Origin of the sequence: Psychrobacillus psychrotolerans (assembly GCF_900115805.1) — a bacterium.
Classification (GTDB): domain Bacteria; phylum Bacillota; class Bacilli; order Bacillales_A; family Planococcaceae; genus Psychrobacillus; species Psychrobacillus psychrotolerans.
The window spans coordinates 134540-158638 of sequence record NZ_FOXU01000009.1 but is presented as its reverse complement, the minus strand read 5'-3'; the positions used below and the strand labels follow the sequence as shown (position 1 = coordinate 158638).

At 37.8% G+C, this 24099-nt stretch carries 20 protein-coding genes and 1 riboswitch; of the genes, 6 read left to right on the top strand and 14 right to left on the bottom strand.

Annotated elements, in window-relative coordinates:
- Positions 1-117: 117 nt before the first annotated feature.
- Together BM260_RS15945 and BM260_RS15940 are read right to left on the bottom strand one after the other, a co-directional pair.
- Entirely contained in the window at positions 118-1398 is a 1281-nt protein-coding gene (locus tag BM260_RS15945) for an aminotransferase class I/II-fold pyridoxal phosphate-dependent enzyme (RefSeq protein WP_093538339.1), read from the bottom strand.
- 94 nt (positions 1399-1492) lie between these two features.
- Positions 1493-2248: an exodeoxyribonuclease III gene (locus BM260_RS15940; RefSeq protein ID WP_093538338.1), complete on the bottom strand. Its 756-nt coding sequence runs from the start codon at positions 2246-2248 to the stop codon at positions 1493-1495.
- 263 nt (positions 2249-2511) lie between these two features.
- On the opposite strand from BM260_RS15940, the gene BM260_RS15935 reads away from it, so the two are divergent.
- Entirely contained in the window at positions 2512-3378 is an 867-nt protein-coding gene (locus BM260_RS15935) for a DUF1206 domain-containing protein (protein WP_093538337.1), read from the top strand.
- Between the two features lie 243 nt (positions 3379-3621).
- On the opposite strand, the gene BM260_RS15930 is transcribed toward BM260_RS15935, so the two are convergent.
- The 3 genes from BM260_RS15930 to BM260_RS15920 form a co-directional block, all read right to left on the bottom strand.
- The gene (locus tag BM260_RS15930; RefSeq protein ID WP_093538336.1) at positions 3622-4563 is read right to left on the bottom strand and encodes an ATP-grasp domain-containing protein; all 942 of its coding nucleotides are present in this window, start codon (positions 4561-4563) and stop codon (positions 3622-3624) included.
- Positions 4564-4983: 420 nt separating this feature from the next.
- Positions 4984-6579 carry a catalase gene (locus BM260_RS15925; protein WP_093538335.1) on the bottom strand — a complete coding sequence of 532 codons (1596 nt, stop codon included), beginning with the start codon at positions 6577-6579 and terminating at the stop codon, positions 4984-4986.
- Between the two features lie 77 nt (positions 6580-6656).
- The gene (locus tag BM260_RS15920; protein ID WP_093538334.1) at positions 6657-7253 is read right to left on the bottom strand and encodes a hypothetical protein; all 597 of its coding nucleotides are present in this window, start codon (positions 7251-7253) and stop codon (positions 6657-6659) included.
- Positions 7254-7636: 383 nt separating this feature from the next.
- On the opposite strand from BM260_RS15920, the gene BM260_RS15915 reads away from it, so the two are divergent.
- The 4 genes from BM260_RS15915 to tatA all read left to right on the top strand — a co-directional run bounded on the left by BM260_RS15915 (position 7637) and on the right by tatA (position 10715).
- Entirely contained in the window at positions 7637-7894 is a 258-nt protein-coding gene (locus BM260_RS15915; protein WP_093538333.1) for a hypothetical protein, read from the top strand.
- A 29-nt stretch (positions 7895-7923) separates the two neighbouring features.
- Positions 7924-8676: a gluconate 2-dehydrogenase subunit 3 family protein gene (locus BM260_RS15910; RefSeq protein WP_175496324.1), complete on the top strand. Its 753-nt coding sequence runs from the start codon at positions 7924-7926 to the stop codon at positions 8674-8676.
- Between the two features lie 26 nt (positions 8677-8702).
- Entirely contained in the window at positions 8703-10427 is a 1725-nt protein-coding gene (locus BM260_RS15905; RefSeq protein ID WP_093538331.1) for a GMC family oxidoreductase, read from the top strand.
- Between the two features lie 81 nt (positions 10428-10508).
- Complete coding sequence (gene tatA, locus BM260_RS15900; RefSeq protein WP_093538330.1) at positions 10509-10715, top strand: twin-arginine translocase TatA/TatE family subunit; 207 nt, start codon at positions 10509-10511, stop codon at positions 10713-10715.
- Between the two features lie 46 nt (positions 10716-10761).
- On the opposite strand, the gene BM260_RS15895 is transcribed toward tatA, so the two are convergent.
- Positions 10762-11367 (bottom strand): TetR/AcrR family transcriptional regulator, encoded by a 606-nt coding sequence (locus BM260_RS15895; protein ID WP_093538329.1) that lies wholly within the window; start codon positions 11365-11367, stop codon positions 10762-10764.
- Between the two features lie 117 nt (positions 11368-11484).
- Here BM260_RS15895 and BM260_RS15890 point away from each other — a divergent pair, with 117 nt between their 5' ends.
- The gene (locus BM260_RS15890; protein WP_245762761.1) at positions 11485-12240 is read left to right on the top strand and encodes a DUF817 domain-containing protein; all 756 of its coding nucleotides are present in this window, start codon (positions 11485-11487) and stop codon (positions 12238-12240) included.
- A gap of 210 nt (positions 12241-12450) precedes the next feature.
- Here the strand turns inward: BM260_RS15890 and metH are convergent, their stop codons facing one another.
- From metH to kynU, 8 genes are all read right to left on the bottom strand, one after another.
- Positions 12451-15888: a methionine synthase gene (gene metH / locus BM260_RS15885; protein ID WP_093538327.1), complete on the bottom strand. Its 3438-nt coding sequence runs from the start codon at positions 15886-15888 to the stop codon at positions 12451-12453.
- Positions 15869-17728, bottom strand: coding sequence for a bifunctional homocysteine S-methyltransferase/methylenetetrahydrofolate reductase (locus BM260_RS15880; protein ID WP_093538326.1), 1860 nt, complete (start codon positions 17726-17728; stop codon positions 15869-15871). Before BM260_RS15880 ends, metH begins: the two co-directional genes overlap by 20 nt.
- Positions 17729-17799: 71 nt before the next feature.
- Positions 17800-17909, bottom strand: a riboswitch (SAM riboswitch).
- A gap of 240 nt (positions 17910-18149) precedes the next feature.
- Complete coding sequence (locus BM260_RS15875; RefSeq protein WP_093538325.1) at positions 18150-19100, bottom strand: nuclease-related domain-containing protein; 951 nt, start codon at positions 19098-19100, stop codon at positions 18150-18152.
- 116 nt (positions 19101-19216) lie between these two features.
- On the bottom strand, positions 19217-20608 hold the full coding sequence (locus BM260_RS15870; RefSeq protein ID WP_093538324.1) for a protoporphyrinogen oxidase: 1392 nt from the start codon (positions 20606-20608) through the stop codon (positions 19217-19219).
- 185 nt (positions 20609-20793) lie between these two features.
- Positions 20794-21231: a hypothetical protein gene (locus BM260_RS15865; protein WP_093538323.1), complete on the bottom strand. Its 438-nt coding sequence runs from the start codon at positions 21229-21231 to the stop codon at positions 20794-20796.
- 76 nt (positions 21232-21307) lie between these two features.
- A complete protein-coding gene (kynB, locus tag BM260_RS15860) occupies positions 21308-21934 on the bottom strand; it encodes an arylformamidase (protein ID WP_093538322.1) in 627 nt (208 codons plus the stop codon).
- A 12-nt stretch (positions 21935-21946) separates the two neighbouring features.
- Entirely contained in the window at positions 21947-22777 is an 831-nt protein-coding gene (kynA, locus tag BM260_RS15855) for a tryptophan 2,3-dioxygenase (RefSeq protein ID WP_093538321.1), read from the bottom strand.
- Positions 22778-22791: 14 nt separating this feature from the next.
- Positions 22792-24069 carry a kynureninase gene (kynU, locus tag BM260_RS15850; protein ID WP_093538320.1) on the bottom strand — a complete coding sequence of 426 codons (1278 nt, stop codon included), beginning with the start codon at positions 24067-24069 and terminating at the stop codon, positions 22792-22794.
- Between the last annotated feature and the right edge of the window lie 30 nt (positions 24070-24099).

Genomic DNA, 24099 nt, shown 5'->3' with positions numbered 1-24099 from the left:
CCTACTATTTTCTTAATCAATAGAAATTATCTTACCTTTAAAATATATGTTAGCGCTTCCACTTTTAGAAATAAAAAAACTGCCTTGGACATTATCCAAGACAGTTACATTACCTTCTTATTTAGTTAAGTCTTTACAACCTTCATAGATTAGATCAAACAACTCTTGAATGTCATTCTCTTCTACACAGGAGAATGCAACGCGGATGTCTGTTTTGTTGCTTGCGATTACTCCTACACCATAATGATCAAGTAAATGTAGTCTTAAAGTTTCTGCATCCACTGCGTTTAACTTCAAGCACATGAAGTAACCCGAGTTGAATGGATAATAGGTCCAATATGGAGCGAATTTTTCATCCGCTAGGACTTGCTTTGTTTTTACTGCTCTACCCTGCATAATTTGGAACTTTTCTTCTTTTTCTTGTAAAAACTCTTCAGATTGAAGAGATTCCAACAGAATTGTCTGAGAAATATGAGATCCACTTGAAACCGTACCGCGAATTATTCCCTTCGTCTTCTGTTCTAGAGCATCTAATGTATCAGGACTCGCCGCATATGTGATAAATCCAACACGGAATCCCCAAACGTAATTTTCTTTTGTCGCACCATCAATTTTGACTGGCAAAATGTTTTCATGACTGTCCGCTAATAAACCGAACAACGATTCTTTAATAGAATCCTCATAAAATAACCCGAAGTATGCATCATCTAGTAAAACTACTAATTTCAAACCACCTTCAGCAGCATCCTTCAATACTTGAACGATTGCTTCTGCCTCTTTAACAGAAGGCGTAAAGCCCGTAGGATTGTTAGGGAAGTTTAACAAGACGATTGCTTTTTCCGTTTGTTTAGCAAGTGTGTCACGGAACGCTTCCACATGGAAACTACCAGCCTCATTGAAAAGAGGGAAAGTCTCTACCCGTCCACCTCTTCTTACTTGGAACACTGTGTTATAGTTCCCCCAATATTGTTGCGGTGTTACTAATACGTCTCCAGCATCCATGAACAAGTCTGCTGCAATACTTAAGCCATGTGTTAGTGCACTAGTTACTATCGGTGTACCAATTGATTTACCATTCATCGATGGGTTGTCTACTAACAGCTTTTCCTTCCATACTAAACGTAAAGCTTCCTTCCCCTGAGGAGGAGCATATGGATAGATATCATTTGGTTTATAATCTAATTTCTTTTGTATATGGTTGAAATGCATCGGTTCCCCATTTTCCGTTGCGATTCCAATAGTAGCATTAAAACGATGTGCTTTTTTCCCTGCTTCTGCACTTTGACTTAAAATACCTTTTGGATAGTACAAGTTTTTACCTAAATCGGACAACATATTATAGACTGCTGGGTTTTCTTTTTGCATTTTTTCATTTAATTGCGTTGCTAAAGCATTCATCTATTGGTACCTCCATAATATCTGATTTACAAATATTGTACTCTATTTAACTAAAGTATTATACCCTTACGTGAAATATATCATTCTAACCTTGTCACTGCACTAATTCTAAAATAACAGGACAATGATCACTTCCGAGTACCTGTGAATCTATAGAAGCATCCTTCAAAAAAGGGACTAGTTTTTCAGAAGCTATAAAATAATCTATTCTCCATCCAATATTTCGCTCTCGCACCTGACTCATATAGGACCACCAACTATAGGCATCTTCTTTTTCTGGATAAAAGTAACGAAATGTATCTACAAATCCTGCTGCAAGTAAATCGGTCATTTTGCCACGCTCTTGTTCCGTAAACCCTGAGTTACCTCTATTAGATTTAGCGTTTTTCAAATCTATTTCGCTATGAGCCACGTTTAAGTCCCCACACATAATTACAGGCTTTATAGCATTAAGTGTTATTAAGTAAGTACGCATTTCATCTTCCCATTCCAGTCGATATGGAAGTCTCGTTAGATCTCGTTTAGCATTCGGAGTGTATACATTCACCAAGTAAAATCGATCATACTCCAGTGTAATAATTCTACCTTCATCCTCTGAAACATTATCACCAACACCATATTTAACAGAAATCGGTTTTACCTTCGTAAAAATTGCTGTACCAGAATAGCCCTTTTTCAAGGCATAGTTCCAATACTGTTCATAGCCGTGTAAGGGTAGCTCAATTTGGCCAGCTTGTAGCTTTGTTTCTTGCAAACAAAAAATATCAGCGTTTACTTCATTAAAATATTCGAGAAATCCTTTTTTCGCGCAGGCTCTTATGCCATTCACATTCCATGAAACCAACTTCATTTTATATCCTCCAAGATAGAAACTTATGTAACTAGTTTTATGTTAATCATAACAAAGTGTTGTCTCTTTTAAAAACAATGAGTAGGCAAGACAAGTAATGGGAATTTTTATAATTCCAGAGTTATGCTGATTAATATAGATCAATCCTCTTTTGGTTAAGAATTCTGTCATTCTAGCATATATTGGTCGTTAGATTGGGTTTCTATTTAGTGAGAAAAAGGGTACTTTATAAATAAGAGAATAGTAGAGGAAGTGTCGAATACATGGATGTATCATTAAAATCATCCGGGGCAAAACATAAAATGAGCGAAGCGAAACCTTGGGTTCGTCGCTTTGGTCGTTTTGGTTATATGACTATAGGTATTGTGTATGGAATGATCGGCATTCTCGCAGCTTTAGCAGCATTCGGACCCCGAGGAGAGATGACCGGAACGTCTGGTGTACTGCAATCAATCTCTGAAATACCATTCGGGGAAATTGCCTTATGGATTATTGGAATAGGTTTATTCGGTTATATCCTATGGGTTTTTATATTAGCAATTAAAGATCCTAATAATGTAGGAACTGATGTACAAGGTCTAATAAAAAGAGCGAGTTATTTCATTAGTGGAGTCATTTATGCAAATTTATCATATGGAGCTATAAAACTAGCAAGCCATACAGGAAATGCTGGTAATAGTGAATCTGAGAAAAACGTTTCCATTAAGTTACTGGAACAACCATTTGGTATATGGTTAGTTGGAATAGTTGGTGCAATAATTATTGGATGTGGCGTTTTCGAACTTTATAGTGGTGTTAAAGAGAAATTCATGTCTGAATTCAAAACCTATGAAATGAATGGTATGGAACGAAATGTTGCTAGAATAACAGGGAAAATTGGTCTTATTTCAAGAGGGACTGTTATAAGTATGATCGGATTTTTCTTTATTCGCACAGCATATACAAATAACTCCGAAGAATCTAAAGGGTTTGGGGGTGCTTTGACAGAATTAGCAAACCAGCCCTTCGGAAAGTTTTTGCTAGCTATGGTAGCAATTGGACTAATCTTATATGGCCTCCACCAAATCATACTCGGACGCTATCAGCGCATGAACTTTGGTTATGAGAAATCTAACTTTAAAAAACGTTAAACATTTTCGAAGTACGCTATCTCTCATCCCTTATAAATGACTATCAGATTGATATATAATCTGATAGTCATTTTAGATTACATCGTTCTCTTTCAATAAAGACTGACTTACTCTTTACTTTTTAGTCATCTTCAGTAACACAAATATGGCGATAGCTAATGCAAATAGCCCAAACAAAATAACTAATGAGATAGCCCCAAACAATACTAAGCTCATAAAAACCCTCCTTTGGTGCTAACTCTATTAAGCATGGACTTTAGACTTTTCTAGGGCAGTCCCTAAAAACTTAGCAAGCTCCAGCATCCCATATTTCTCTGCCTTAGCCTCTGCATCCGCATTGTAGTTCGTATTTGTGTTTACGTCATACGTGTACACTTCCCCGTTTGCATCACGAATAAATTCAATACCGGCTACATCAATTTTGTTTGCTTGCAAGAATGCTTCATATCGCTCGACCCAAGATACATCAATATCTTCTTTAACTTCAAACTTCATAGCTGGCTCTTCTCCCACTGGACAGAATGCATCTCCAATTTGACAAGAATCTGCCGGACAAAGCTCGAATCCTTCTGAAGTATCTACTCTTACTGCATATAAATACTTACCACCGATGAACTCCGCTCTCGTAATATAAGCATCGGGTGATTGGATGTATTGTTGGATGAGCGTAATACCATCTACAGGATCTTCAAATGCAGGGCCATTCACATAAGTTTCCAATGCCTCTATTGTTTGAAATAATTGTACTCCTAATCCTTTACCAGCACGATTATGCTTTGTGATAAATGGCGTCTTCCCTAGCTTTTTAGCAGCTAAAATAATTTGCTCACTACCAACAGCCGCAATCGTTTTTGGCGTGTTGATGCCACTTGCTTGCAAAGCAGTATACTGATTGATCTTACTTAGTTCTAAACTTAACGCTTTCGTTCCATTAAATACTGTTCTTCCATGAAGCTCAAGCCAAGACAGCACTCCACCAGCTAATTCAGGTGCATATCTATGTCCCCTAGTATGGGAAGAAGCACTCATTCGGTTATAAAACACCCCTTCTGGAGGTGCTGTTGTTAAATCTACAATTCCCTGGTTTAGATGCCATAATTCATACGGTAAATTTAATTCTTCTAATCGTTTTGTTAAATGAACCGTCCACTCATCATTTTCATGAATTATATATATTTTAGACATAATCATCCACTCCTCTACTTCTATTCCTATCAAACTACTATGTATTAGTATATACCAATAAAGTTGGAGACAACAGCAGAAAACCCTGCTCTTGGAGAGCAGGGTTCAGACTGTAGACAAACTTAATTTTAGATGGAGTTGAATATTAAACTCGGCAATGCCCACCACTTCGCTTTCCGTGGGCTTGGCTTCAGCCTCCTCGTCACTACGTTCCTGCGGGGTCTTCAGCTCAAGCTAATCCCACAGGAGTCTTCGTGGTGGTACCTTGCCTTATAAACAGTTCCAATAGAGTATGTAATATCTTACTTTTAATAGGATAAATAAAACCCTTATGGATATTTATTACTATTCATAACCATTTATAAAATACCTTTGTCGTCAAACTGGAAAACCCTGCTCTTGGTGAGCAGGGTTTTCCAGTTAATATGGATCCGCTTCATGACTTTTATCAATTGCTTGTTCTGGTGCTTTATCTCCGTCTTTATTTCCCAACGGTTTTTGAGAGGAACCATTACTTTTAGCTTGAGCAAGTCCTTCTCTTAAATGACGCCCATAGTCTTCATCTGCTTCCTCCGCTAAAGCAATCATCTTTTCTTGAATTCGTGGGTCACAGGCAGACAGGTCATTTACTAAATTCGAGATGAGCTCCGTTTTTTCCCATTGCTCAAATTGTCGATAGGTTTCTCCTGCTTGCTTTGTGTTATTTTGACGGTCAATGGACTCGCGCACTAAGTTTCCTTTAATCATTGGAGTGTACTCTTTACCAATTTGTGTTGCTTCCTTTAAGCCATCTAGTATGGAAGGTTCATAGTTGATATGTGGATTTTGGAACGGACCTCTATCTAACTTGTACGCCATTTGGCCACCGCTTTGATTGGTTGCAACACGTTTTTTGGGTGCATTAATCGGAAGCTGTAAATAGTTTGCTCCAACACGGTGACGTTGTGTATCGGAATATGAAAATGTACGGCCTTGTAGCATTTTATCGTCCGAAAAGTCCAATCCATCTACGAGTACACCGGTACCAAACGCTGCCTGTTCCACCTCTGTAAAATAATCCACTGGGTTTCGATCTAACACCATTTTTCCAACAGCCTTCCAGGGGAATAAGTCTTCAGGCCACAGCTTTGTATCATCTAACGGATCAAAGTCTAACTCTGGATGATCATCATCACTCATCGTTTGGACTAGTAACTCCCATTCAGGGAAATCACCTTTTTCAATTGCATCATATAAATCCTGCGTTGCATGATTAAAGTTTTTTGCCTGTATTTCCTCTGCTTCCTTTTGAGTTAAGTTACGAATGCCTTGCTTCGGCTCCCAGTGATATTTTACAAGGACTGCTTTACCTTCGTTGTTTACCCATTTATACGTATTTACACCTGACCCTTGCATCATTCGGTAATTTGCCGGAATGCCCCATGGAGAATAGATGAAAGTCACCATATGAAATGACTCAGGGGAACTCGCACAAAAATCAAAAAAACGTTCCGAATCTTGAATATTAGTTACCGGATCTGGCTTAAACGCATGAATCATGTCCGGGAACTTTATCGCATCACGGATAAAGAATATTTTCAAGTTATTCCCTACTAAATCCCAGTTTCCATCCTCTGTATAAAACTTCACTGCAAACCCACGTGGATCACGTAGCGTTTCAGGAGAATGCCCTCCATGAATAACGGATGAAAATCGAACAAAAACAGGAGTTTTCTTTCCTTTTCCCTGAAATACTTTAGCACGAGTATATTTAGAAACTGCCTCGTCTCCCACAGCACCATAAGCTTCGAAATAACCATGCGCTCCGGCACCTCTTGCATGAACTACCCGCTCTGGTATACGTTCCCTGTCAAAGTGACTTATTTTCTCAATGAAATCATAGTTTTCTAACGTTGCTGGTCCTCTGTTTCCAACGGTCCTCATATTCTGATTATTCGTTACCGGATGCCCCTGCCTATTCGTAAGAGTATCTTCATTTTCCACATTTGTAGTGTTATTAGTTTGTTCTTCCTTCACTGTTCATCCTCCTAAACACAAGATAGAATTTACATTCCTCTCTATACTGTCCAGAACAATGAGTAAATATTCCAGTATTACATAAAGCTTGCTATAGAAAGTGCATACTTTCTCCAAACCGATACAAGAATCGGTTTCTCTACTTTCCTTTTTCCACTTACATACGTTTGTAAATCTCCTTTAAATGTTAAGGATAATGCTGAAAGTTGTTCGAAATGATATGGCTGCGTTAAAGGAGGTGCAACCCGGAACTGCGAGGACGGACATTCTTTCATGATTGTAGCGACAAACTGAGAACAAAAGAATGCATTCTCACGTTCTTTTTCAATATTTATCGCAACGTACACTAAGCCGATTAAATTATATTTGTATAATTGCTGTTGTTGTTCCATTTGAGTAATTATACTTTTCATCCGTAAATATTCAGAATCCGTCACCCCACACTCATAAATGGCACAAGTAGCTCTTTGAAGCATTCCCTCAATCGGGTTTTCTTTTATAAACCCTCCATTAAAAGGGTTATGATGACTTTTTCTACCAAAGCTATACATCTCATTTAGTTCCTCATCAAAAGCAATAGAGGCATGGTTCAACTCTTTTTTTGTATACATGCCAATCGCTTTTGAAAAAAGTGTCCCAGTATTACTAAGAATGATATAAACCTTTTTCCCCATTTTTTCCACCTCGTTCAGAAGAGGTATTTTTCCTCTAATCTATTATCCTAATCATCCTCTATTTTTTAATAATTCCAAACGTACTTAAGGTGGAAAGTGACTAAGCCCTAAGCCGTAGATGGTTGATATAATTTAGTTTTACAGCCCGAATATAAAGAATAAAAAGCAATATTGAATGCATACATTTTTTCTACAATTATTATACGTTGAATATTCACAATACACTTTTCTATTAAACACTCTATATACATATGTCTAGTTGTTAGTCATATAGCCATGTATTAGTGATTGTGCCCATATTACAAACTTGTTACAATTTCATTGCTTGTTATAACTATAAAAAAATATTATTCCAAAAAGATAGAATTTAAAGGAGAGATAATGTGACTCAATATAATTTAGAAGAGTTGAAACTATTAAATCAGTTTTTGTTTGCCCTTTTTATCGTTGCTGATTTTGCACTTTTTCTTCATTTCACTAATAATATTTTTCCCTGGTTCTCATTAATTGGCGCAGCTATTGGAATGTCCATTATTGTTGCTTGTTGGACCGGAAAAAAATACACACTTTTCATCGCCGCATTATTAGTAAGCACTGCCTTATTTTCAATCGTTTATAATTGGCAAACTATTGTACATTAATACATTTTTCATAAATGGAGGGTTTGAATATGTCAGAACAAGAAAAAAAGAGTCCTATTTTAGATAAGCGTTCATCTAGACGTACATTCATCAAAAATTCTGGTTTAACAGTTGGTGGACTTGTTTTAGGTGGAGCAATCGGTAGCCTAGTTGGTGGCAAAACTGAAACAACTACTCATACAGCTACTGGCGGAAGTACTCATACGGCTATCGATTACAGTGATACTCGTCAGTTTTTCGTAAGACAAAAAGATTTTGATGCACTTAGTACAGCAGCGGAACTAATTTATCCAGAAGATGAGCATGGTCCAGGCGCTATTACACTCGGGGCTCCTTACTTTATAGACAAACAATTAGCTAGCCCTTGGGGAATTAATACGGATGATTATAGAAAAGGTCCTTTCCAACCAGGCGAAGTCCCTCTAGATAAAGCAGAAATTATGCTGCAAGGTGTTCGTAAAATAAATGAAGTTGCAGAGAAAGAGCATGATGGAAAGGTCTTCAAAGATTTATCGGAAGAGCAACAAATTACTATCCTTAGTACTTTTGAAGCTGGAGAAGTAAAAATGGATTTAGTAAATTCTGCAGCATTTTTTGGTTTACTAAGAACACTTACATTACAAGGTTGTTTCTCAGACCCACTTTATGGTGGCAATAAAAACATGGCTGGCTGGAAAATGAAAGAATTCCCTGGAGCTCAAATGTCGTATGCTTCCTATTTAGATGAAGAAGAATTTGTATTAATAGATCCTATTAGTTTAGGCGGACACAAACATTCATAAGGTAAAACAACAAGAGGAGGATTATTATGGTTACAAAATTACCAAAAGTTGATGTTGTAACAACTGGTATGGGCTGGACAGGCGGTATTGTTGCTGCTGAACTGACAAAAGCTGGCTATCATGTTGTTGGATTAGAACGTGGAGTAGAAAGATCCATCGAAGATTATTTACATGGTCATGATGAATTAAAATATAATATTCATAAAGAATTAATGCAAAAGCTAACAAAAGATACTATTACATTCCGTAATACATTAAACGATACTGCCAAACCAGTACGTGATGAAGGTGCATTAGTAGTAGGAACTGGGACTGGTGGCGGCGGTGCTCACTGGGGTGGCCAAACGTATCGCTATTTCCCATATGATTTTGAAATTCGCAGTAAAACGATTGAAAAGTATGGTGAAGGTAAAATTCCAGCTGATGTTACTATTCAAGACTGGGGTATTACGTACGATGAAATCGAACCATATTACTCCAAGTTTGAACAAATGGCTGGTATATCAGGGGAACCCGATCCTTTAGCAGGACATCGTTCGATCGATTACCCAACACCACCACTAAAAAAATTACCACAAATGAAAATGTTCCATGAAGCATCAGAGAAACTTGGATATCATCCATTCGTAGTTCCAACTGCAAATGTGTCAGAAACATATACGAATCCAGATGGAGAAACATTAAATGCATGTCAGTACTGTGCATTTTGTGGGAACTATGGCTGTGAGTACGGAGCAAAAGCAGACCCAATCGTAACAGTAATACCAACTGCTAAGAAAACAGGTAATTTTGAACTTCGAACAAATTCTATCGTAACGCGTGTATTATATGATGGAACAAAAGCAACTGGTGTTTTATATAAAGATACAAGAACTGGTGAGGAGTTCGAACAACCTGCCGATCTTGTTGTTTTAACAAGCTATATCTTTAATAATGTTCGCTTACTATTGTTATCTGGTATTGGAAAACCGTATAATCCTAAAACTGGTGAAGGAATTATCGGTAAAAACTACACAGATCATCATACGATTACTGGAGCTATTGGTTATTTTGAAGAGAAAAAATTCAATAGTTACATCGGAACAGGTTCTTTAGGATCGGCTTTCAATGACTTTAATGCGGATAACTTTGACCATGCAAATCTGGATTTCATCCATGGTGGGCAGATTGAATTGCATTTATTTGGTAATGAACCTATTTCTAATAATCCTGCACCATTTGGTACGCCGACTTGGGGTAAAGAATTTAAGAAAAACTCTTTACACTATTTCTACCGTAACCTAAGTGTAGTATCACAAAGAGCTATATTGCCTCATAAAGATCATTATCTAGACTTAGATCCAACGTATACAGATGATTACGGTGATCCGTTAATTCGTGTAACATTCGATTATACTGAGATGGACCATAAACGTAATGAATTTTTAGTTGAAAAAATTAATGAAGTAGTAAAAGAAATGGGAGCAGACATTATCGATATAATTCCAATGGCTGAGCATTTTGGTGGAAGATTCACTTTCCAACATGATGGTGGCGGTGTAATCATGGGTGATAGCCCTGAAAACTCTGCAGTAAATAATTACATGCAAATGTGGGATGTAGATAATTTATTCGTTTGTGGAGCTTCGGCATTCCCTCACTTTGGTCCAACGAATCCAACTCCAACTGTAGGTGCATTGGCTTACCGAGCAACTGAAGGTATGATTGAGTACTTAAAAAACGGCGGCGGACCATTAGTTCCTAAAAAATAATACAGTAGCAAGTGTAGAACCATCATTTTCTTTCAAAATGTGTTATATTAATAACGATTCTTTATAGAAGGAGGAGATTCTATGCCAAACATAGGGATACCCGGTTTAATACTTGTACTAATTATTGCTTTGATCATCTTTGGTCCATCTAAATTACCTCAACTAGGCAAAGCTGTTGGACAAACGTTAAAAGAATTCAAAACCTCGACTCGAGATATTATAAATGATGAAGAAAAAGATGATAAGAAAGTCGAAGCATCTGAAGTAAATTTAGATAAAAAATTATAATTTTGGTTGGTCCTGACATCTGTCAAGACCAGCTTTTTTATTAGAATTAGCTTTTCTTTTTGAAATGAAATGAGCTATTATTGGTTTTAAATATTTCTAATAAATTATCTGCAATTTGCTCTGGTGTTTGTTTACACCCACCATGTATCCATTCAAGAATTACCCCATAAGAACCATACATTTTATATGTATTATAATGCTCTAGCTCAATACTTTCATTCGCTGCATCTAAATATACGATTCCCTCAAATACCTCCTTAAATTTCAAAAAGAATTTATCATTCATCCTAGGAATGGAATCTTCTAATGTTAATAAACTATAAAAATCTCTATTATCATAAAAGTGTTTAAAAAAAGCATTGGATGAAGGTAATATATGATTATAATCAACAACCTTTGTTTCTAGAAATGGCTTATGAAATGCTAATTTTAATTCTCCTAATACTTCTGCTAGCAATTCTTCTGCTAAGTCCTCTTTATCTTTAAAGTGTAAATAAAAGGTGCTTCTATTATAGTCTGCCTTTTCCACTATATCTGTGACCGTAACGTTTTTGTATCCTTTGCTCTTCACTAGCTGGATAAAATGCATCTTCAAGAGATTTTTTGTTCTCCGAATTCTTCTATCCCCCATCGAATAACTTTCCGAATTCATGAGCAATTCCCCCTTGTCTTTTTAAATATAGACAAAATTATACATGAATAATCATCCTTGAACCAATCTGTTTTAAGTTCGTCCATATTCCTATAGCCATTTAAAAGGAGTATGGGAATGCGAAATCTTCTACTATTTACTTATTTACAGGCACTTTCTTGTATATTTCCTATAATCATCTTTTCAGCCTTAGCTCTTTCTAAATTTGTCAGTATCCCACTTATCCCTAGATATGATCTGATCCTACTCCTTTGTATAGCGGGGCAAGTATTTATGCTCATTTCCAAATTAGAGACTTGGGATGAATTTAAGGTAATTTGTTTGTTTCATATTATTGGTCTCGGTTTAGAATTATATAAAGTACATATGGGTTCTTGGTCGTACCCCGAGGACGCCTTTAGTAAGGTAGGTGGCGTACCTTTGTATAGCGGATTTATGTATGCGAGTGTTGCGAGCTATATTTGTCAAAGCTGGCGTAGGATGAATCTCCATCTGTACAATTGGCCGAAACCCTTTTGGGCGGTAGGAATTAGTGTTCTTATCTACTTCAATTTCTTTACCCACCATTTCACCTATGATATTCGTTGGATTCTTAAATGCTTATTGTTAATCATCTTTTTCCGCACAGTAGTGACTTTTGAGTTAAGAGAAAAAGGGTTTAAAATGCCTATGATTCTTGCATTTTTACTAATTGGCTTTTTTATTTGGATCGCTGAGAATATCGTTACCTTCTTAGGTGCGTGGCAGTATCCTAACCAAGCGGAGACCTGGTCGCTCGTGCATATCGGCAAAATTAGCTCGTGGTTTTTACTTGTGATTATAAGCGTTATTATCGTTGCACAATTGAAGCGAGTGAAGAGCCGTTCATTATAAATATGTGAGGATAGATCGATTATTGTTTGTGATCAATCGATTATCGGTCGCTATCGATCGATGTTCTTACTCGGTGGATCGATTATGGAGCATCATCGATTGATTTTAGTGGATCATCGATCGATTCGACAGATATTAAGTGTTTTTTGACCGATTATCCATTTTCTATATATAAAAACCACTGCCAAGTCAGTTGGCAGTGGTTAATCTTTAATCTACTACAAAATATCTTGCATCCGGATGAGCAAATACGATGGCAGAAACAGATGCTTCCGGTTCCATCATAAACTCTTCAGTAAGTTCTACTCCAATGACTTCAGGTTTTATCAAGCTAAACAGTTTTGCTTGGTCATCTAAATTGGGACAAGCTGGATAGCCGAAAGAGAATCGCTGCCCTTGGTATTTTGCTGCAAAACGGTCACGCATGGTGAAGTCCGTTGCATCTGGGAATCCCCATTGGTCTCGGATTTCTTGGTGAATGCGTTCGGCAAATCCTTCTGCAAGTTCTAAGGCTGTTGCTTGTAATGCATGGCTTTCTAAAAACTTGCCTTGGTTTTTCAGTTTAGCGGCTTCCCCACGAACTCCATGCCCTGCCGTTACTAACATTAGTGCTACATAATCCATTTCTCCACTGTCTACAGATTTTAAATAATCTGCTAAACACAGGAATGGCACGACGGATTGACGTGGGAATGTAAAGCGCTCGATTTCTGTTTTACCATCGGTCGGGTCATAAATAATGACATCATTGCCATCCGCCTGAGCAGGGAAAAATTGATATACCCCTTGTGGCTTCAATATATCAGATTTTAAATATCCTGTGACTAATTCATGTAATTCCGTTGCACGCCCGTCATTCTCTGCTAACAGTTTTTCACTATACCCTTTTAATCCTAAATGATGACCTATTAATGTGCGCATATTCACATATGGGTGCAAATGTGCGACAGAATAATCCTTTAATACATGTTTACGAACATCCTTTGGAATGTATACCTGAACATCCTCACTTACTGTCTTAACTGGTTTTTCTAAAACAGCTACCGCTTGTTTAACCGAGCGATTAGCTTCCGCAATTTTTCGTTTTTCCTGTTGAACACTAAGTTCGACTAATAGAGTCTCTTTATCTTCTTTATTTTGTAATCGATTGGCTAGGTCCAGACCCTGCATGGCATCTTTCGCATATAGAACAGGACCATCATATTGAGCGGAAATTTTTGTCTCAGTAAAACGACGAGAAAGTGCTGCTCCACCTACTAATATTGGCACATCAATACCTGCTTCTTTAAAGTCTTGAGCAGTGATGACCATTTGCTGCGCAGATTTTACAAGTAGCCCTGAAAGTCCGATCATATCAGGCTTTTCTTTCCGGATTACCTCTATTAAAGTGGCTGGAGTTACTTTAATCCCAACATCGATTACTTTATATCCGTTATTACTCAATATAATATCAACTAAGTTTTTACCTATATCATGCACATCGCCTTTTACAGTCGCAAGGACGATTTTCCCTTTACCAGAGTCATCCTCTTTTTTCTCCATGAACTGCTCCAAATATGCAACAGAAGCCTTCATCACTCCCGCACTTTGAAGAACCTCTGCAACTATTAATTGATTGTCATTAAACAGTCGCCCTACCTCAGCCATGCCCTTCATCAATGGACCATTAATAACATCTAGTGGTGCATCATACATTTGAAGTGCCGCTTCTAAATCCGGGATAAGTCCTTCCTTCGTACCTTCAATAACATAATAGGCAAGACGTTCTGGTACAGTTTTGGGTATATCATCTTCGGTCTTTTCTTTCTTTTTATCTCGGTAAAAATCGGTGAAATCAGCAAGTGTTTTGTCAGTCGTCGTAAACAAAAGCTCATTGGCCATGTCGATTTCTTGTTTAGGAATAGACGCATATCTCTCCAGTTTCTCGGTATTTACAATCGCGTAGTCCAAACCAGCCTGCGTGCAATGATATAAATAGACTGCATTCAATACTTCTCGACCAACGGGTGGAAGACCAAATGAGACATTACTTACTCCTAAAATAGTTAGTACTCTTGGCAGTTTTTCTTTAATGAGGCGAATCCCTTCAATCGTTTCTACTGCTGATCCAATGTATTGTTGGTCACCTGTTCCGACTGGGAATACGAGTGGATCAAAGATAATATCCTCTGGCGCAAGCCCCCATTTATTAACTAATAAATCATAAGAACGTTCTGCGATTTCTAACTTTCGCTGTCTTGTAACCGCCATTCCTATCTCATCAATTGTGCCAACTACAACTGCAGCACCGTATTTCTTCACTAAAGGCATTACAGCTTCAAACCGCTCTTCTCCATCTTCTAAATTAATTGAGTTGATAATTGTTTTTCCTTGGGAATATTTCAGTGCAACTTCAATTACCTTTTCATCAGTCGAATCAATAACAAGTGGCACTTTAACTTTTTTCACTACCTCTTTCATAAAGTTAGTCATGTCCTCTAGTTCATCACGGTCCGGATTTGCTAGGCAAATATCGATAACATGAGCTCCACCTTTTACCTGTGCCCGAGCAATTTCAGAGGCTTCCTCAAATTTTTCATCTACGATTAAACGTTTAAATTTTCGAGAGCCAATTACATTTGTTCGTTCCCCTATAAAGAGTGGCCGCATCGTTTCGTCGTATTGAAGAGGCTCAATCCCTGATACTACATGCCCATGACCTGCTTCTACGGGTTTACGTGGTGAAAGATCCTTTACCGCTTCTCGTACTGCTCGAATATGAGCTGGAGTCGTTCCACAGCATCCACCAACAACATTCAACCACCCTTTTTCCGCAAAGCCTCTCAGTTTTTTTGAAAGTGATTCAGGAGATTCGTGATAATGCCCTTCCTCATCTGGTAAGCCAGCATTAGGATAGCAGCTAACATATCCATCTGATAGCTCAGATAACGAACGGATATGATCGGTCATAAATTCTGGTCCGGTAGCACAATTCAATCCAACAGAAAGTGGCTTTATATGTTCGATGGAAATATAGAATGCCTCAATACTCTGCCCTGCAAGTGTCGTTCCCATTGGTTCAATTGTTCCTGAAATCATAATTGGTAGCTCTATCTTTAATTCCTCAAATGCTTGTTTGATTCCAATTGTCGCAGCCTTCACATTCAGCATATCCTGGCTCGTTTCTAGTAAAATAACGTCTACTCCACCTTCTACTAAAGCTTTTGCCTGTACATAAAAGTCGTTTGTAAGTTCGTCAAAGGTAATACCACCAGTAACCGATAGTGTTTTAGTCGTTGGCCCTATTGCCCCAGCTACAAATCGTGGCCAGTCAGATGTAGAAAATTCATCTGCACATATTTTAGCAAGCTGGGCTGCTCGAAAGTTTATATCATGTGCCTGAGCGCCAAGATCATATTCATTTAACACGACTGGGGTTCCACCAAATGTATTCGTACAAATAATATCAGCCCCAGCAGCTAAATATTCCCGATGAACATGTTCAATAACATCTGGTTTGACGATATTTAAATACTCATTACAACCGTCGTATTCTTCCCCTCCGAAGTCTTCAGGGCTAAGATCTGCATTTTGTATCATCGTTCCCATTGCACCATCAATAATTAGTATTCTTTGTTGAAGCTGCTGCTCAATTAGATGTTTGGACATAGCTGAATCCTCTCTCTTTCTCCCGGTCAGCCTCTTGAATATAATGAATTAATTCTAGAGACATATCGTAACGGAAAAATGGTGTAATAATATAAATTCCGTTAAATAATTCCGCTGCGGTATCGATTAATTCCTTCGATATTTGAATACCTTCTGCAGTAGCTCGCTCTCTATCTTCTCCACATAAGCGCATACGCTCTAGCACCTCTTCAGACAACTTTATGCCTGGGACTTCATTGTGAAGGAATTCAGAATTTCGACTATTGGTTAGTGGCATAATTCCGATGAAAATAGGGGTTGATAAATGCTTGGTCGCTTCGTAAATCTCATGGATTTTTTCTTTCGAATAGACAGGCTGTGTGATGAAATAATCCGCCCCACACTCAATTTTCTTCTCTAGTCGCTTCACTGCACGGTCCAGCACACGAACATTCGGATTAAAAGCAGCTGCTACAGAGAAGTTAGCCTTTTTCCGTAGCGACTTTCCTGAGAAAGAAATACCTTCGTTTAATTGTTTGATCAGTTGAATCAGTTCTAAGCTTGATACATCATAAACACTTGTCGCCCCAGGGAAATCCCCAATTTTAGTTGGGTCTCCAGTAACTGCAAGAATGTCATGGATTCCAAGCGCATCCAATCCCATCAAATGAGATTGAAGACCAATTAAATTACGATCACGGCACGTAATATGAGCAAGTGGTCTAATATTTTTTTGGTGTTTTAACATCGAACCCATCGCCATATTACTAACTCGTGGAGAAGCCAATGAATTATCCGCCATTGTCACCGCGTCAATTCCAGTTGCATATAGCTTTTCTGCACCTTCCATGAATATAGTCGTATCGAGATGACGGGGAGTGTCTAATTCAACAATTATGGTCCGTTCTGTTTTCGCTTTTTCATGTAGAGCTTGGGTATTAGTTGGCTTAGCATCTTGAATAATAATAGGCTTTCTTGTCTCTACTACTTTATTGGTAATAGGGGTTAAATGCCCAATATGTCTTTTCACTGCTTCAATATGCTTTGGTGTCGTTCCACAGCAACCACCTATTAAGCGCACTCCTGCATCTCTCAAATATAATGCAGCTTTACCAAAGTACTCAGCATCGGATTCGTAAACTATACGTCCTTCATCTATATCCAGTAAGCTCGCATTTGGATAAGCAGATAAGAATGCCTTTTCTGGCAGCTTTACTCCTTCAAATGCTTGAATTGTATGATGTGGACCTAGTCGACAGTTGACTCCCACAATGTTGGCTCCAATTGTTTCAAGCTCATGCAACGCATCATTTAGAGGTAAGCCATTTTGTAAAATACCCGGATCATGCATAGACACTTGAGCTATTATCGGAATATCCGTTAGTGTACGAAGATAAGTCACAGTAGTCTTTAGCTCTTCGAAATCATAATAGGTTTCAAGTAATAGACCATCTGGATCTCCCGCTAACAATTGGATTGCTTGTTGGTCGAGTGAATGAATAATTTCTTGGAGTGTAGCATCACTTTTTCGGATTCCTCGAATCCCCCCAATAGTCCCGAGGACGAATTGGTTTCCAGATGCGGCAGCTCTTTTCGCAATTTGAATGGCAGCTTCATTTATTTCTTTCACATGATTTTCTAGTCCATAGCGAGCAAGCTTAATAGCATTTGCTCCGTATGTATTCGTTTGAATAATATCTGCTCCGGCCGCAATATAATCCTGATGGATTTTCTCTATAATTTCCGGTTTTTGAATATTTAACTCTTCATTACAATAGTCAATTCCATAAGAGTACAGTAGTGTCCCCATTGCCCCGTCTGCTGTCAGCATAGATGTCTGTAATTTCTCCAATAAACTCATAGTGCCTTCATCCTCCCATATAAAAAAGCCTTCTATGAAAAGAAGGCTTTACTAGTATGCAAGATACCACCTTCTCATCTTTCAAACTTTTGCAAAGTCTGCTGGATTTAGCACCTGACCAAATAAATGGCTGGTTGCTGAAGCGTCGTAGGGCCAGTCCCTCGGCTTCTCTTGATAAGAATTTCACTATTCAGTTTTCTAATTAGACATATCGTACCTTTATTCAACTAAAGCGTCAAGTTATATTTTTAATTTTCGATATACTCCGCTTTTTAAGTTGGATCGTCCTCATCGATCGATTGATCGTGATGATTGATCGATTATGGACGACGATGGAGCGATTTTTTGTGGTGGTCGATCGATTTTCGATGTGTATCGATCGATTATTCCTCTCGATCGATCGATTCTCCAATAATACGCTTCACCACTTCCATTTATACTCTATTTTACTCTGGGATGTTCCAGTTCGAATTAAATCCATAGATTGGAGAAGTCTAGATGCTACATGATGAGAGTTTATATGAAGGAATTTTCGACACTGCCGATTATTAATCGTATCCCCGATCAAAACAAACCACTCTCGAATGGCTTTCTCATGAACAAGCCTATCTACATGACCACAACGTATACAGTTCCAGCCATTCTTCCTTTTTACCATCCCAAACATTTCACATTTTTCAAAGCACACTCCAGTTTGTAAATCATTTGGGTTAATACCCCAGCGATTACACATCGGGTATGGGAAGTATGTTTTGTGACTATTTAAAATTTCTGTACTCAATTTATGCAGCTCTTTCCTAGATATATACCTTCTTTCTCGAGGAATATTTCTTAGATAGATAGGAATTGTTTGATGGAGAATAGCGTTGTATTTTGTGGGGGGCTCAATAACTCGAACTTTGGAATTGGTTAATACAATTACTCCAAAAACAGGAATCGTCACACCATGTTGTTTTAACCATTCGTCGAGTAAAAAAATATTCCTTTCAATCTGAACCTCTGGACTTTCAAATACATCCACTTTACCTTCTTCATTTTCTCTTTCTAATTGAGAGGGGTTTTGCTTAAAGCTCAACTTTCCACCTATATTCTTACTCTCCAAAACCACTCCAAAATACTGCGTGAAAAAGACTGTATCAATCTGGAACTTTCCATATGATTCTAAACTCACATCGTGCAATACCACATATTCAAAAGGAAATGAATATTTACTAAACACTCCGTCTACTCTAACTTCTCCATGAATACCAGCCAATGCCTTATGCATTTTGGAATGAATCAATTCCTTCATTTCATGTGACTCATGTAATCGTCGATTCAATAACTGAAGACCTATATAGCTATATTCCTCCGTACGTGTTTTTACTATCAACCAACCACCTCCACCCGAATCGTAGCACAATAAAAGAAATTGTAAATTCCACTAAATACGCAACTATTCTGTTTTCCCCATAAAAAAAGACCAAAAGTGAATTTTGGTCCCGTAATTTACTGTACTATTGAATTTATGATTTTTTCTGCCGTTTCTCTGCCATTCTTAATACAAGCCGCAATCCCAACTCCGTAATAAGAACAGCCAGCTAACAAGACGTTTGGCATGTCATTTGCCATTTTAGCTGTTAATGATTGAATCGCATCTCCATGTGCTAAATGATAGTTCGGCATTTGCTCGTTCCATTTTGTTACTTCTATGACTTCAGGCTTGCCCGTTAATTTCAAGCTCATTTCAATATCTTGAAGCACCACTTCCACTAGCTCGTCTTCACTCATGTTCTTCATGCTCTCAAAAGCCGAGTTCGAACTCTTATAAAACATACGAACTAATAACTGATTATTTTTTGATGTGTGCGTCCATTTCCGACTTGTCCACGTACATGCATTACATCTCACATCACTATTTTCCGAAACGATAAAACCAGTTCCCTCCGCTGGGAGCTGCTCGTCTGGAATATCAAAACCAAGATACACACTAATAAGGGAGGAATTTTTTAGTTTGTTAAAGTCCGTATCCAACTCTTCGTCCTGAAGAATTACTTGCGCCACGTTATGAGGAGTTGCTAGCACTACACTGTCCGCTTCAATCGTTTCTCCATTAGTCAGTAAAACCGAGTAATAATCATCTTTCTTCTCTACTTTCTTCGTTGCCACACCTTTAATAATTGTTGATTGGCTTAGCACTTCCTCTAAGCGATCGATAAGTGTAGAAAGTCCATTTTGAAAGGAAATAAACTTCTTATTTGCTGAGGCCTGGAATTGCGCTTTGTTTTCTTCTAACCCTTTCATTATACTGCCGTATTTGTTTTTATAATCGATTAAGTATGGCAATGTTGAAGCGATAGAAAGCTTATTTAGATCCCCCGAGTATACGCCAGATAACACAGGAACAATTTGTTTTTCCACTAATTCTTTCCCTAAGAAATATTCTAAAAATGATCCGACAGAACTTTCTTTTGTGAAAGTTTCATTTGGTATTTCTAAATCCTTTAACGCTTCTTTTTTCCCTAATTCGGATACTAGCGTACTGCTATTTAACGACTCGATACTTGCAGGGATACCGAAAACACTATCTGCAGGAATCGCATGGAGCTCATTATTTGTGTAAATATATGAAATGCCTGTTGAGTTGTACACTTTTTCATCTTCTAGTTGAAGCTCTTCAATTAGCTGAAAGATGGATTCATTTCTTGCAACGATTGAATCTGCCCCAACCTCCATGATAAAGTCATTCTCCAGTACGGTATGGATTTTACCACCTAAATACTCATTTGCTTCAACTAACACTAACTCTATATCTAATGACTTTTCTTTTTTGAGTTTCTGCAAATAATGCATCGTTGAAAGGCCTGTAATGCCTCCGCCTATAACTACTATTCTTTTCAACATAACCACTCCTTATTTCACTTCATATAACTAGTATAAGCGTTTTTAAAATTATCGGATATGATTTACCTCACTACGAGAAGGTAAATTATGAACAAATAGAGAAAAACTAATTCTAAAGAAACAATCTCCATTAGTAAAAGCCTTGTATAATAACAAGGCTTTTTTATCGACTGAATTCACTATTATGCTAATTTACCCTTATCATTTGATGAATCATTGCTTTTCAGACTGTCTAACAAAACATAGCCAAATATAACTCCTGCTATATACGTGAATGTAAAATCACCTAATAGCGTTACTTCATTGAAAAATAACAAATTCTTTCCATAAACAATAGCCAGAAGCCGAATCATAGCGATATAAATAGATGGGATTCCAATTACAAGGACCTTTACCCAATCAATCGACCATCTCTTTTTATCTTTAATTTCTATGATCAATTTAGGTAATCGTAACAACATTCCCATAAAAATAGAGAAAATACTTGTAAATATTATAAAAGGTTTAATATCAAATACTATCGCTGACCTTTCTCTTAATCGCATTTGATAATCCATGCCCATATAAAAAACACCTCCAACTATTACCGTTGAAAGGAAAATAAATAAAAATCTTTTCATTCAAGCTCCTCCTTAATAGAACCAAAAGAAAAAATGGATAGACTAGCATTTCTAAGTGCTATATCTACCCTTGGTATTATACTTTTCTTAACACAGCTCGTATGGGACTTCCATCTGCCCCTTCAATTTTCAAGGGCAGAGCGATTAAATCATAATCACCTGGTTCTACCTTTTCGAGCAAAAGATTTTCAATTATAAATACATCGTTGTTAAACAGCGAATGGTGAGCTAATAGTTCCTTACTTTCGATACCGTCCACGGAAGGTTGGTCGGTACCAATGAGATAGATACCCTTTTCCTTTAAAAAAGGGCCAATATTTTCCTTCAACGTATTAATCCTGTCTGGAAATTTTTCAGGAGATGCAGTATTCGTCGTTTTTAAAAGCAAACGTTCTACACCTGTTAGATCAAACCCTTCTAACTCCTCCCTACCAATTTCCGTAGCCCCAACGACACTCACCACTTTGGCACGACCAATATACATATTAACGTCTAGCATATCTAACGTTTTCCCTTCACTTACATAGTGAAATGGGGCATCTGCATGTGTTCCAGTATGCAAACTTGCTGTAATCGTCCCAACATTTGCAGCACCACCATCATCCTTTGTAGCGGTTAGTTCATATTCAAAGAGTGTATCTCCTGGCCATGTAGCTATTCTAGTAGAGATAGTTTGTGTAATATCGATCCATTCCTTATTCATATCCGTGACCCCCTATAAATTAGTGCGTAAATCCCAAAGTTCCGGGAAAAAACGATGATCTAATACATGTCGTAAATAATTCACACCGGAAGATCCCCCAGTGCCTTTCTTAAATCCTATTATTCTTTCAACCGTTTTCATATGACGAAAGCGCCACTGTTGAAGCCAGTCTTCCACGTCTACTAGCTTTTCTGCTAGTTGATATAAATTCCAGTGTTGATCGACGTTTTGATAAACTTCCTTCCATGCATTGGCTACTGATTCATCTCCCACATACGAAATGGAATAATCTCGATTCAATAATGAAGGAGCTATCGGAAACCCCGCTCTAGCTAATGCTTGAATCGAAACATCATAAATACTCGGTGCAAAAAAAGCAGTTTCTAATTCTCTATGCAATTCTTCATCCTGCTCGTAAATCTTTAATATATGTTTGAACTTATGGCCAAGAGCAAATTCGATTTGTCGGTATTGAAAAGATTGAAATCCAGAAGCCTTACCTAACTTATCTCGAAACTCTAGATACTCTGCCGGTGTTAATGTAGAAAGAACATCCCAAGCTTGAATAATTTGTGTTTGAATTTTCGTCACTCTTGCTAGCATTTTAAAGGCAGATTGCATCTTATCTGCCTGAATAGCATGGATGGCACTAGTCAATTCATGTAGGATAAGCTTCATCCAAAGTTCACTAACTTGATGGATAATGATGAAAAGCATTTCATCATGATGTCCAGATAATCTGTTCTGACTAGCCAATAAATTATCCAGTTGCAAATATTCTCCATACGTCATATCATTGCTAAAATCTGTATGAATGCCACTTTCCTTCTTTTCATCTTGCATATCATCCCTCCTTATTAAGCAACGACATCACGTTTGTTTTCATATTTTCTATACAGCTCTTCCTCCATAATCCTTTTTAAAATCTGCACAGTATTCCAAACGTCTTCAAACGAGTTATACAATGCAACTGGTGCCAGGCGAATACCATTAGGTGAACGAAAATCGGGAATGACTTGATGCTCTTTTAACGCTTTACATATACGTGCCGCCTCTTCATGCACTAAAAAGATATGACCCCCACGCTTTTCTGATTCACGCGGATTAGAAATGACAAAATTATACTCACCCAACTCCAAATCAATTAACATCATCATATAATCGGTAAGCCTTAATGATTTTTCACGAATTGCTTCCATTCCAACCTCTTGGAACATCTCTAGCGAACCTAATAATGGTGCACTGCTTAGTATATGAGGAGTCCCGATCTGATACGCACCAGCATCAGCTGCTGGTACCATTTGGGTAGACATATCAAATTGCTTCTCTTTATCTGACCCAAACCACCCTGCTAATCCAGGCTTTCTTCCGAAATGCTTACGGTTCACATATAAGCCACCTGTTGCACCAGGTCCACCATTCAGATGCTTGTAGTTACACCAAAAAGCAAAATCTACGTCCCATTTATCTAACTCATGTGGTACAGATCCTATTGAATGACACAAATCAAAACCAATAATAATATTGTGCTTATGTGCCGCTTCCGTAAGCAATTGGATGTCTAATACTTGACCACTTCGATATAGCACACTAGGTAGTACTATTAGAGCCACATCATCGGTCAACGCGTTAATAATATCTTCTTCCTCTAACGTATAGCCATCTCGACTTTTCACCATTATCATATGGTCTTTAACATCCAATCCGTGCAAGGACAGCTGACTACTAATAGCATATATATCAGATGGGAAATTTAGTTCATCCACAACTATTTTCGTACGCTTTCCCTCGGGTCTATAAAAACTAGCAACCAACTGATGCAAGTTTGCCGTTGTAGAGCCCGTTATAATTACTTCGTCCTTTGAGGCTCCTACTAGTGGAGCACACATCTCACTTAATAACTCAGGGAAATAAAACCAAGGATACTGCCCTTTTGTCCAGCCATCTATTCCATATTCTTTCCAAGAATCTAGTAGGGTTAATACTGAATTTTCTGCTCGCTTAGAGAGTAACCCAAGGGAATTTCCATCCATATAAATGGTATTTGGTTGGACATAGAATTCGTGTCGATACATCCTTAAAGTATCTTGCTCATCTAATTTTTGGGCATAGTCTAGTGAAGTATTTCGTTCCATAGTAATTCCCTCCTTATAAACAAAATCATC

Excerpts from the sequence above, each read along its gene's own strand:
- BM260_RS15945 (WP_093538339.1), bottom strand. The coding sequence starts at position 1,398 with ATGAATGCTTTAGCAACGCAATTAAATGAAAAAATGCAAAAAGAAAAC.
- BM260_RS15940 (WP_093538338.1), bottom strand. The coding sequence starts at position 2,248 with ATGAAGTTGGTTTCATGGAATGTGAATGGCATAAGAGCCTGCGCGAAA.
- BM260_RS15935 (WP_093538337.1), top strand. The coding sequence starts at position 2,512 with ATGGATGTATCATTAAAATCATCCGGGGCAAAACATAAAATGAGCGAA.
- BM260_RS15930 (WP_093538336.1), bottom strand. The coding sequence starts at position 4,563 with ATGTCTAAAATATATATAATTCATGAAAATGATGAGTGGACGGTTCAT.
- BM260_RS15920 (WP_093538334.1), bottom strand. The coding sequence starts at position 7,253 with ATGGGGAAAAAGGTTTATATCATTCTTAGTAATACTGGGACACTTTTT.
- BM260_RS15910 (WP_175496324.1), top strand. The coding sequence starts at position 7,924 with ATGTCAGAACAAGAAAAAAAGAGTCCTATTTTAGATAAGCGTTCATCT.
- BM260_RS15905 (WP_093538331.1), top strand. The coding sequence starts at position 8,703 with ATGGTTACAAAATTACCAAAAGTTGATGTTGTAACAACTGGTATGGGC.
- tatA (WP_093538330.1), top strand. The coding sequence starts at position 10,509 with ATGCCAAACATAGGGATACCCGGTTTAATACTTGTACTAATTATTGCT.
- BM260_RS15895 (WP_093538329.1), bottom strand. The coding sequence starts at position 11,367 with ATGAATTCGGAAAGTTATTCGATGGGGGATAGAAGAATTCGGAGAACA.
- BM260_RS15890 (WP_245762761.1), top strand. The coding sequence starts at position 11,485 with ATGCGAAATCTTCTACTATTTACTTATTTACAGGCACTTTCTTGTATA.
- metH (WP_093538327.1), bottom strand. The coding sequence starts at position 15,888 with ATGTCCAAACATCTAATTGAGCAGCAGCTTCAACAAAGAATACTAATT.
- BM260_RS15880 (WP_093538326.1), bottom strand. The coding sequence starts at position 17,728 with ATGAGTTTATTGGAGAAATTACAGACATCTATGCTGACAGCAGACGGG.
- BM260_RS15865 (WP_093538323.1), bottom strand. The coding sequence starts at position 21,231 with ATGAAAAGATTTTTATTTATTTTCCTTTCAACGGTAATAGTTGGAGGT.
- kynB (WP_093538322.1), bottom strand. The coding sequence starts at position 21,934 with ATGAATAAGGAATGGATCGATATTACACAAACTATCTCTACTAGAATA.
- kynA (WP_093538321.1), bottom strand. The coding sequence starts at position 22,777 with ATGCAAGATGAAAAGAAGGAAAGTGGCATTCATACAGATTTTAGCAAT.
- kynU (WP_093538320.1), bottom strand. The coding sequence starts at position 24,069 with ATGGAACGAAATACTTCACTAGACTATGCCCAAAAATTAGATGAGCAA.